Source organism: Tateyamaria sp., from assembly GCF_059783535.1.
The window spans coordinates 1-9,870 of sequence record NZ_JBYNDP010000126.1; the positions used below are offsets into that span (position 1 = coordinate 1).

Consider the following 9,870-nt stretch of genomic DNA (forward strand, 5'->3'; position numbering starts at 1 on the left):
CAAACAGCAAACGGACCCTGTTCCTCAAGCGCCGCCTGCGCGTCCGGAACAAACTGCGCAAGGTCAACGCCGGGCGTCCCCGCCTGAGCGTGCACCGTTCCAACAAGAACATCAGCGTGCAGCTGATCGACGATGTGAACGGCGTGACCCTCGCCTCAGCCTCGACCCTGGAAAAAGATCTGGGGGTTGTGGGCAAGAACAACGTGGAAGCCGCCACCAAAGTTGGCACCGCGATTGCCGAGCGCGCGAAGAAAGCTGGCGTGGAAGAAGCATATTTCGACCGCGGTGGTTTCCTCTTTCATGGCAAGGTGAAGGCTCTGGCCGACGCTGCACGTGAAGGCGGTCTGAAAATCTAAGACCCTGAGAGGGGCGGTGACGCCCCTCCGATGATCCGGGGGCCATTCCGGTCCACTAGGATTGAGTAGAACTGGCGCGAGCCACCAATTCAAAGGATGTTCTGATGGCAGAACGTGATAACCGCCGGGGCAACCGTCGCGACCGCGACGAGGCACCGGAATTTGCAGATCGCTTGGTTGCGATCAACCGTGTGTCGAAAACCGTGAAGGGTGGTAAGCGCTTTGGTTTCGCTGCCCTCGTCGTTGTTGGCGACCAGAAGGGCCGCGTAGGTTTCGGCAAAGGTAAAGCGAAAGAGGTCCCCGAGGCCATTCGCAAAGCCACCGAGCAAGCCAAGCGCCAGATGATCCGCGTGCAACTGCGCGAAGGTCGGACCCTGCACCACGACATGGAAGGTCGCCACGGCGCCGGTAAGGTCGTCATGCGCACCGCGCCTGAAGGTACTGGTATCATCGCCGGTGGTCCGATGCGTGCCGTGTTCGAAATGCTGGGCGTGAAGGACGTTGTGTCCAAATCCATCGGCTCGCAAAATCCCTACAACATGATCCGCGCCACCATCGACGGCCTGAAAAAAGAGCAGTCGCCCCGTGGTGTTGCGCAGCGTCGTGGCAAGAAAGTTGCTGACATCCTGCCCAAGCGCGAAGACGCGCCGCAAGAGTCCGCTCAAGTGGCTGAGGAGGCCTGAGACAGATGGCAAAGACTATCGTCGTCAAACAGATCGGCTCGCCCATCCGTCGTCCGCAAGAACAGCGCGCGACCCTGATTGGCCTGGGCCTGAACAAGATGCACAAGACCCGCGAGCTGGAAGACACACCTTCCGTGCGCGGCATGGTTCGGAAAATCCCGCACCTGGTCGAAATCATCGAAGAGAAGGGCTAAACGCCCCGAACGGATCGCAAGATCCTATTGAACTCAGACGCCGCGCAGGACCTGCGCGGCGTTTTTCGTATGACGCGGGACAAAGATCGGTGCACGCGCCTGGCGGGCACGCCCAAGCAGGATGGCCACGACAATGGCCCCGTTCAGAACCCATAGGTACAGCGGATAGGCCAGCAACACCCAGTCCAGACCGCCCACGGCGGCAATGGCGAGAGATGCCGCAACAAAGGACGCGGACCACATGGTCAGTGTTTCAGTCTCTGGCGTGCGGAAGGCCTTCGTCACCGTGATGGCCCCACCCATCATCGAAATCGTGATTGTGATGGCCAAAGCGTAGACGGCTGTTTCGGTCAGCGCCCATGCGATCACACCAACGGCTGCCGCCGCCAGCACGCAGGCATCTGAGCGGTTCAGGAAGCCACCCGTTCCGTGCTTGAGCGACAGAAGGAAAATCACAACCGTACCACCCACCTGTATGGCTGCGAACCAGAGCGATGCGCTGGCCCCTTCGTAGATCTGCGACCCTAACGCGATGCTGCCCAGAACAGACCAGATCATCCACGACGCACGTTGCGGTCGCGTCCGCCCTGACAGAGTGTCAAAGACATAGGGCAGATAGGCATAGGTGCTGAGCAGAGCAGAGGCGATCCCGATCAGCCACAGCAGGTTGGGATCCTGAAAGATGACGTCAAACAATACCGTAGGTGTCCTGAAATGCGCGCCCGGTTTGACCCGGGCGCGGCTCCTTAATGAAAAAAACTGTACGCGCCGATAATGTGGTTCGGCTGAATTGTTATGGGAGGAATAGGCCCGATGACCGCGTTTCGCGCCAGTCCGGTTTTCCATACCTTCGCGTCTGGGTGGAGTCGGCGCATGGACGTGCGAATTGCCGGAAGGGCATCGCCCCTCCTATCCCGTCGTCAAAGGGCAGGTCGCCATTCAGGGGCCGTTCATGTCTGGCGGCGTGGTAAGGGTGATGTTTCGGCGGCTCTGAACGGGGGAGGCGTCGGAGTTGCTGCCCCAATCAGCGCACAGCCCAGCGTGGCGCGCAGTGCATCCGCCAACTCGTCCACTGTCTCTGTCGAGACATATAGCCCGCCGGTCCGGTCCGCGAGGCATTTGGCAACCGTGTTGCCTGCGCCCACATCCACTTGTTCGGGATTGTCCCAGCTGAAGAAGTCCACAACCACTTGGAAGCCAATGACATGGACGGTCAGGTCTGCGGCCTCTTGTGCGAGCGCAGTACCCAGGGCGCAAGGCCGCCCGCCACAGGTTTCGTTGCCGTCCGTGACCAGCGCCACGATCCCCGACCGGTTGCGGTGATCGAGCGCATCGGCTGCGGCCCGAACGGATGCGGCCAGCGCTGTCAGCCCTTTGGGTTGCAGATCGTCTATCTCGTCCACGATGTCGGCTGCCGCATCGGCCCGTGGACCAAAGCGCAGGTCGATATTGGCGCAACTGTCCGCGCTCGTGCCGGGGCCGTAGGTCAGCAAGCCAACCCGGCGAAACGGTGTGATGTCGGGTAGTGCGTCCCGCAAGGCCGAGCGGGCATCCACGATCCGGGTCTTGCGCGAGACATCAAAGCTGAGTTCGTCCATAGACGCAGAGCCGTCAAAGACCAGCATTGCGTCCCGTGCGCAGCCCGTTGCGGATAACGTCGTGGGCAGGGTGGCCGCAAGAGCGGCAGCCACGATAAGAGGACGGAGAGCATTCATCGACGGCAGGATGGCACCACCTACAGAGCAAAAGCAATGTTGCAGGCGTTGTGGACGGCACAATTGAAGCCTAGCCTGCGCCCCATGACAGACATTACCTATTACTACTCTGCCCACTCGGCCTTCGCATATCTCGGATCGGCCAAGGTCATGCAGATCTGTGCCACCCATGGCCTGACCCTTGTGCACCGCCCCATCGCCTTGTCCCCCGTGGTCGAGGCTCAGGGCAGTCTGCCCTTCCGCGCGCGGACGCAGGCGCATGTCGACTACTTCTTTGGGCGTGAGATCGAGCGTTGGGCCGAACTGCGTGATGTGTCGGTGGTATCGTTTCGCCCGACTTATCACGATGCGGATTACACCTTGGCCAGCGGCATGATCCTTGCTCTGGGTGATCGCGGGGATCAGGTGGATGCCATGGCCCACGCGATCCTTGAGGCCCATTGGCGCGACGATGCTGATCTGTCAGATGTGCCGACGCTGTATGCACTTGCTGAAGGGTTGGGGCATGACGCCGATGACTTGCTCGCGCGGGCACAATCCGAAGAGGTGGCCGCCCAATATGCCGCCAATAGCCAGATGGCCCTCGTGGCCAGTGTGTTTGGCTCACCGACATATGTTCTGGATGGTGAGGTCTTTTATGGGCAGGACCGGCTTGAGCTTTTGGAACGCGCGATTGCGCGCCCCTTTACTCCGACACGCTGGGTGAACCCGTCCGTTGAAACGACATGACAGACAGGGTCAACTGCTGGTGAGGTGCATCAGGTTGGGTAGCGACACGCCGTGCCGCCCGCAAATGACCTGCGCCCATACACAGCATGATGCCACCTGACAGAACCATGACATAGAGTGGGTACGCCAAGAGCAGCCAGTCCGCCGCACCAATGGCCACGACTGCCAGTGCTGCCGATACAAAGAAGGCTGCCCAGGTTGCGCATGTCTCGGACTTGGGATCGAGAAAGGCCTTTTGCATGGTCAGAAGCCCACCCATCAACGAAATGGTTATCGTGACGAACAGGGAATAAGCGGCACTTTCCATTTCTGCCCAAAGCCAGACACCCACGGCTGTGGCGGTCAGCACCTGGCTGTCGTCGGTCTTGAACCGCAGGCCGGTGGTTTTCCAGAACGTCAGGCCGCAGATGATGACCGTGCCTGCCGTCTGTGTGATGGCAAAGCCCAGCGATCCATCGGCCCCCTCATAGACCTGGCTCAACAGCGACACGGCACTCAGCACGGCCCAGATCAGCCAGGATGCGCGCTCGGGCCGGGTCCGGTTGGTCAGGATGTCGCGGATGTAAGGCCAGAACGCGTAAACGCTCAGCGCCGCCGATGCGATGCCTGCGCGGTGCAGCACCCCGGGATGCTGAAGAAAATCTTGGAGCACTTTGTGCGTCTCCGATGGCCTGTTGTACGTGTGCCCCGGTTGAAGGGGCTGTTTTTGTTATGTGATTGCCATCTCTATCGGCCAAATTCTGGTCTGTGAATCAAAATCTTGCGGCGCAATGTGCAAAATGCGCGGTCGGCGCGCGGCGTGATGGCTTTGGATCCCTGCGATACTACCCATGGATGACGTAGACGGGGCTTGATCCGTCCGGGTGCTGGGTCTATACGCCCACGGTGGCGCATTGCGCCGCAGAATCAAAACCAAGAAACGCCGTGGTTGTCCTGTTCACGCTTCGTAGGGCACATCCGGCAAGGAGAAGCGATATGAAACTGCATGAACTGCGCGACAACCCTGGCGCAACCAAACCGAAAAAACGCGTGGGCCGTGGCCCGGGCTCGGGCACCGGCAAGATGGGTGGCCGCGGTATCAAAGGTCAGAAATCCCGTTCGGGTGTGGCCATCAACGGCTACGAAGGCGGGCAAATGCCCCTCTACCAACGTCTGCCCAAGCGCGGCTTCAACAAGCCCAACCGCAAGGCGTTCGCTGTTGTGAACCTGGGCCTGATCCAGAAATTCATCGATGCTGGCAAGATCGACGCAAAAAAAGCCATCGACGAAGATGCGCTGATCGCCTCCGGCCTCGTGCGTCGCAAGCTGGACGGTATCCGCGTTCTGGCCAAGGGCGAGATCACCACGAAAGTTGAACTTGCTGTGACCGGCGCGTCCAAATCCGCCGTCGAAGCCGTTGAAAAGGCGGGTGGGTCGCTGACCACAACCGCGGCGGCCGCCGAGTAAGCCAGTTTGACGCCTTGTGAGCCGCGAACTTGCGGCTTACATAGTCTCTAGTTTTTCCTACGCCGCCCGCCGGAAAACGGTATGGGCGGCGTTTCGCCATAAAGGAACACACCCGCATGGTATCTGCCGTCGAGAATATGGCCGCCAACACGAGCTGGAGCGCTCTGGGCAAGGCCACCGACCTGCGCAATCGCATCCTGTTCACCCTTGGTCTGCTGATCGTCTATCGCTTGGGCACCTTCATTCCGGTCCCCGGCATCGACGGTGCTGCCCTGCGGGAGTTCATGGAAAGTGCAGGCCAAGGCATTGGCGGCATGGTCAGCATGTTTACCGGCGGTGCGCTCGGCCGGATGGGCATCTTCGCCCTTGGCATCATGCCTTACATCTCGGCCTCGATCATCGTGCAGCTTCTGACCTCGATGGTGCCCAAGCTGGAACAGCTCAAGAAAGAGGGCGAACAGGGGCGCAAGAAGATCAACCAATACACCCGCTACGGCACCGTGGCGCTGGCGACCTTGCAGGCCTACGGCCTTGCCGTATCGCTGGAATCCGGCGATCTGGTGACCGATCCGGGCATGTTCTTCCGTATGTCATGCCTGATTACGCTTGTGGGTGGTACCATGTTCCTGATGTGGCTGGGTGAGCAGATCACGGCACGCGGCATCGGCAACGGTATCTCACTGATCATCTTTGTCGGCATCATTGCCGAAGTCCCTGCAGCGCTGGCTCAGTTCTTTGCCTCGGGTCGCTCGGGCGCGCTGAGCCCTGCCATCATCGTTGGTGTGATCGTGATGGTGATCGCGACAATTACCTTCGTTGTGTTCATGGAACGCGCACTGCGCAAGATCCACATCCAGTACCCGCGCCGTCAGGTGGGCATGAAAGTCTATGACGGTGGGTCCTCGCACCTGCCGGTCAAGGTGAACCCCGCGGGCGTGATCCCAGCAATCTTTGCCTCGTCATTGCTGCTTCTGCCAGTGACGATCTCGACCTTCTCGGGCAACTCGACCAGTCCGATCATGTCATGGCTTTTGGCGAACTTCGGTCCCGGTCAGCCGCTTTACCTGCTGTTCTTTGCGGCGATGATCGTCTTCTTTGCCTACTTCTACACGTTCAACGTCAGCTTCAAACCCGATGACGTGGCCGACAACCTCAAGAACCAGAACGGCTTTGTCCCTGGCATCCGCCCAGGCAAGAAGACGTCCGAATACCTCGAATACGTGGTCAACCGCGTGCTCGTCCTTGGCTCGGCCTATCTGGCGCTGGTCTGTCTGCTGCCTGAAATCCTGCGTGGTGAGTTTGCCATTCCGTTCTACTTTGGCGGGACATCCGTGCTGATTGTGGTATCTGTGACCATGGACACGATCCAGCAAGTACAAAGCCACCTGTTGGCACACCAGTACGAAGGCCTGATCGAAAAATCGCAACTGCGCGGTAAGGGCAACAAGACCCGCCGCAAAAGGAGCCCTGTCCGTCGCTAAGGCGGTCCAGGGAGGGGACAGCTGATGAACATTATTCTCTTGGGCCCGCCGGGCGCAGGCAAGGGAACGCAGGCGCGTTTTCTGGTTGAAGAACGTGGCATGGTGCAATTGTCGACGGGCGACATGCTGCGCGCTGCCAAGGATTCAGGCACCGAGATGGGCCAGATTGTGGCCGATGTCATGGCCCGCGGCGCACTTGTCACGGACGAGATCGTCATCGGCTTGATCCGCGAACAGCTCGAGACCGTGAAGGCCAACGGCTTTATCTTTGATGGCTTCCCTCGCACGCTGGCGCAGGCTGATGCGCTAGCCGATCTGCTGGCAGAGCAGAGCGAGACTCTGGACGCCGTGATCGAGATGGAAGTGGATGACGATGCGCTGGTCGCCCGTATCGTGGCGCGTTCGACATGTGGCGCATGTGGTGAGGTCTACAATGACAACACCAAGCCCATTCCGGCGGACGGCAAATGCACCAACTGCGGTGCCGAAAACCAGTTCAAGCGTCGGGCGGATGACAACGAGGAAAGCCTCAAGACCCGCCTGATGGAATACTACAAAAAGACCTCTCCCCTGATCGGCTACTACTATGCCAAGGGTCAGCTGACCAAGATCGATGGGCTCGGCGAGATTGACGATGTAAAGGCGGCCATCGGGAAGGTTCTTGGCTAGAGACCGACCGTACCATGCGCTTTAGGTTTGGCATTCTCGTTGGCTGTTTAGTCGGTGGTCTCGTGTTTGGTGTGTTGGGGTTCCTTTTAGGCGCTGCCTTGGGGCGGACGGAGTTTAGAAACGAACTTTGTGGTTATGACGCAAGGGTTACAATCCACGACCCTGTTCTGCGGTCTGAAATTTGTGACTCGAATAGTCAGTGATCCCGCTTCGCGCGCGTTTTCAGAAACGTCGACCATGATCGACGTCCAAAGGAGCAAGGCGCTGTTCGAGTCTTCAAGTCTGGCAGTCTACTGCGTCCCTTACGGCCACTGTAGTAACCGCTTCTAGGCAGGGGTTGACGTCCAACAAAACAAGGCCTATCTCACGCCATCTCTAGCGAGAATCAAAGACCGGAACGCGTCCGGTCGGATCACCTGATCAGCGGCAGGCCCGGGGGCACAAATCCTTGGGCCTTATGTTGTGAAAAAAGGGCCTGGAATGACGGGCTCGCAACGAAAGGAAAGCCCAAGTGGCACGTATTGCAGGGGTCAACATCCCCACAGCCAAACGCGTTCCGATCGCCCTGACCTACATCACGGGTATCGGCAACACGTCCGCCAAGGCCATCTGCGAAGCCGTCGGCATCGAAGCGCACCGTCGCGTGAACGAGCTGTCGGATGCAGAGGTTCTGAAAATCCGCGAGCACATCGACGAAAACTACACCGTCGAAGGTGACCTGCGTCGTGACACGCAGATGAACATCAAGCGCCTGATGGACCTGGGCTGCTACCGTGGCCTGCGCCACCGTCGCAACCTGCCGGTCCGCGGTCAGCGCACCCACACCAACGCTCGCACCCGCAAAGGCCCCGCAAAGGCCATTGCCGGTAAGAAGAAATAAGGGAGGGCTGCACTCATGGCACGTGATACACGGCGCGGTAAGCGCAAGGTCTCCAAGAATATCGCGGCGGGCGTGGCCCACGTGAATTCGTCGTTCAACAACACCAAGATCCTGATCTCGGACGTGCAAGGCAATGCCATTGCGTGGTCGTCGGCTGGTACCATGGGCTTCAAGGGCTCGCGGAAATCCACGCCATACGCCGCCCAGATGGCCGCCGAAGACGCGGGCCGCAAGGCGCAGGAACACGGTGTGAAGACGCTGGAAGTCGAAGTTCAAGGCCCTGGTTCGGGGCGTGAATCGGCTTTGCGCGCGCTGGCCGCTGTTGGCTTCAACATCACGTCGATCCGCGACGTGACGCCGATTGCCCACAATGGCTGCCGTCCGCCCAAGCGTCGCCGCGTCTAAGCGACATCCAACACCTTTTGGGGCCGCGTATTTCGCACGGCCCCAATCTGCTTTTTGAAACCTCGGGAGTCGCGCGTTGGGACATGGCGCGTAGACAGGAATGGAGGGACGCATGATCCATAAGAACTGGGCCGAACTGATCAAGCCGCAGCAGCTTGACGTCAAGCCGGGCAACGAACCCGCACGACAGGCCACTGTTGTTGCCGAACCGCTGGAACGCGGCTTTGGCCTGACCATGGGCAACGCGCTGCGCCGCGTGCTGATGTCGTCGCTGCAAGGTGCCGCCATCACGTCTGTGCAGATCGACAACGTATTGCACGAGTTTTCGTCGGTTGCCGGTGTGCGTGAGGACGTCACTGACATCATCCTGAACCTCAAGCAGGTCAGCCTGCGCATGGAAGTCGAAGGACCCAAGCGCCTGTCGATCTCTGCCAAAGGTCCGGGCGTTGTCACGGCTGGTGACATCTCCGAAAGCGCCGGGATCGAAATCCTGAACCGCGATCTGGTTATCTGCCACCTCGACGATGGTGCAGACGTTTACATGGAACTGACGGTCAACACCGGTAAAGGCTATGTGTCGGCTGACAAGAACAAGCCCGAGGACGCACCCATCGGCCTGATCCCGATCGATGCGATCTATTCGCCGGTCAAGAAAGTCAGCTATGACGTGCAGCCCACCCGTGAGGGCCAGGTGCTGGACTATGACAAGCTGACCATGAAGGTCGAAACAGACGGCTCCATCAGCCCTGACGATGCGGTGGCCTTTGCTGCGCGCATCCTGCAGGACCAATTGGGCATCTTCGTCAACTTCGACGAGCCGGAAAGCGCATCGCGTCAGGACGACGACGATGGTCTCGAGTTCAACCCGCTTTTGCTGAAGAAAGTGGACGAGCTGGAGCTGTCGGTGCGTTCGGCAAACTGCCTGAAGAACGACAACATTGTCTATATCGGCGATCTCATCCAGAAGACCGAAGCGGAGATGCTGCGCACGCCGAACTTTGGTCGTAAGTCGCTGAACGAGATCAAGGAAGTGTTGTCAGGCATGGGTCTGCACCTTGGCATGGATGTCGAGGACTGGCCGCCGGATAACATCGAAGATCTGGCCAAGAAGTTCGAAGACAACTTCTAAAAGCTACTAGGGTGGGCGGTCACGCCCACCCGACGACGACCGGGCATAGTGCCCCAAGGAGAGCCCAAGACACGCATCGCGGGCCAGACAAAGTAAAACAGCCCGTAGAGGGCACGATTTGGAGAAGAAAAATGCGTCACGCACGTGGTTACCGCCGCCTGAACCGGACACATGAGCACCGCA

Annotated in this window: 14 protein-coding genes; 10 read left to right on the forward strand and 4 right to left on the reverse strand. The window is 59.5% G+C overall.

Annotation, left to right across the window (positions count from 1 at the left end):
* The 3 genes from rplR to rpmD form a co-directional block, all read left to right on the forward strand.
* Nucleotides 1-356: 50S ribosomal protein L18 (gene rplR, locus AC6RA8_RS18125; protein ID WP_500354597.1), on the forward strand; the 356-nt coding region annotated here is incomplete at its 5' end.
* 104 nt (nt 357-460) lie between these two features.
* Nucleotides 461-1,039 (forward strand): 30S ribosomal protein S5, encoded by a 579-nt coding sequence (gene rpsE, locus AC6RA8_RS18130; protein WP_189371441.1) that lies wholly within the window; start codon nt 461-463, stop codon nt 1,037-1,039.
* 5 nt (nt 1,040-1,044) lie between these two features.
* Nucleotides 1,045-1,233 carry a 50S ribosomal protein L30 gene (rpmD, locus tag AC6RA8_RS18135; protein ID WP_189371439.1) on the forward strand — a complete coding sequence of 63 codons (189 nt, stop codon included), beginning with the start codon at nt 1,045-1,047 and terminating at the stop codon, nt 1,231-1,233.
* Nucleotides 1,234-1,266: 33 nt separating this feature from the next.
* Here the strand turns inward: rpmD and AC6RA8_RS18140 are convergent, their stop codons facing one another.
* On the reverse strand, nt 1,267-1,929 hold the full coding sequence (locus tag AC6RA8_RS18140; RefSeq protein WP_500354599.1) for a hypothetical protein: 663 nt from the start codon (nt 1,927-1,929) through the stop codon (nt 1,267-1,269).
* 254 nt (nt 1,930-2,183) lie between these two features.
* On the reverse strand, nt 2,184-2,948 hold the full coding sequence (locus AC6RA8_RS18145; RefSeq protein ID WP_500354601.1) for a vWA domain-containing protein: 765 nt from the start codon (nt 2,946-2,948) through the stop codon (nt 2,184-2,186).
* Between the two features lie 84 nt (nt 2,949-3,032).
* Between AC6RA8_RS18145 and AC6RA8_RS18150 the strand changes: the two genes are divergently transcribed.
* The gene (locus tag AC6RA8_RS18150) at nt 3,033-3,677 is read left to right on the forward strand and encodes a 2-hydroxychromene-2-carboxylate isomerase (RefSeq protein ID WP_500354602.1); all 645 of its coding nucleotides are present in this window, start codon (nt 3,033-3,035) and stop codon (nt 3,675-3,677) included.
* Here the strand turns inward: AC6RA8_RS18150 and AC6RA8_RS18155 are convergent.
* Nucleotides 3,634-4,329, reverse strand: coding sequence for a hypothetical protein (locus AC6RA8_RS18155; RefSeq protein WP_500354603.1), 696 nt, complete (start codon nt 4,327-4,329; stop codon nt 3,634-3,636). The two genes, AC6RA8_RS18150 and AC6RA8_RS18155, sit on opposite strands and share 44 nt — an antisense overlap.
* 323 nt (nt 4,330-4,652) lie before the next feature.
* Between AC6RA8_RS18155 and rplO the strand changes: the two genes are divergently transcribed.
* The 6 genes from rplO to AC6RA8_RS18185 all read left to right on the forward strand — a co-directional run bounded on the left by rplO (nt 4,653) and on the right by AC6RA8_RS18185 (nt 9,687).
* Nucleotides 4,653-5,123: a 50S ribosomal protein L15 gene (rplO, locus tag AC6RA8_RS18160; protein ID WP_500354604.1), complete on the forward strand. Its 471-nt coding sequence runs from the start codon at nt 4,653-4,655 to the stop codon at nt 5,121-5,123.
* 116 nt (nt 5,124-5,239) lie between these two features.
* Nucleotides 5,240-6,604, forward strand: a complete 1,365-nt coding sequence (secY, locus tag AC6RA8_RS18165) for a preprotein translocase subunit SecY (RefSeq protein WP_500354605.1) — start codon at nt 5,240-5,242, stop codon at nt 6,602-6,604.
* A gap of 24 nt (nt 6,605-6,628) precedes the next feature.
* A complete protein-coding gene (locus tag AC6RA8_RS18170) occupies nt 6,629-7,273 on the forward strand; it encodes an adenylate kinase (protein ID WP_500354606.1) in 645 nt (214 codons plus the stop codon).
* Between the two features lie 511 nt (nt 7,274-7,784).
* Nucleotides 7,785-8,153, forward strand: a complete 369-nt coding sequence (gene rpsM, locus AC6RA8_RS18175; RefSeq protein WP_189371426.1) for a 30S ribosomal protein S13 — start codon at nt 7,785-7,787, stop codon at nt 8,151-8,153.
* A 15-nt stretch (nt 8,154-8,168) separates the two neighbouring features.
* A complete protein-coding gene (gene rpsK / locus AC6RA8_RS18180) occupies nt 8,169-8,558 on the forward strand; it encodes a 30S ribosomal protein S11 (RefSeq protein ID WP_189371424.1) in 390 nt (129 codons plus the stop codon).
* Nucleotides 8,559-8,670: 112 nt separating this feature from the next.
* Entirely contained in the window at nt 8,671-9,687 is a 1,017-nt protein-coding gene (locus tag AC6RA8_RS18185) for a DNA-directed RNA polymerase subunit alpha (protein ID WP_039688716.1), read from the forward strand.
* On the opposite strand, the gene AC6RA8_RS18190 is transcribed toward AC6RA8_RS18185, so the two are convergent.
* Nucleotides 9,684-9,870, reverse strand: a 187-nt coding sequence (locus tag AC6RA8_RS18190; RefSeq protein ID WP_500354609.1) for a hypothetical protein, incomplete at its 5' end; no start/stop codon positions are given. The genes AC6RA8_RS18185 and AC6RA8_RS18190 overlap by 4 nt on opposite strands.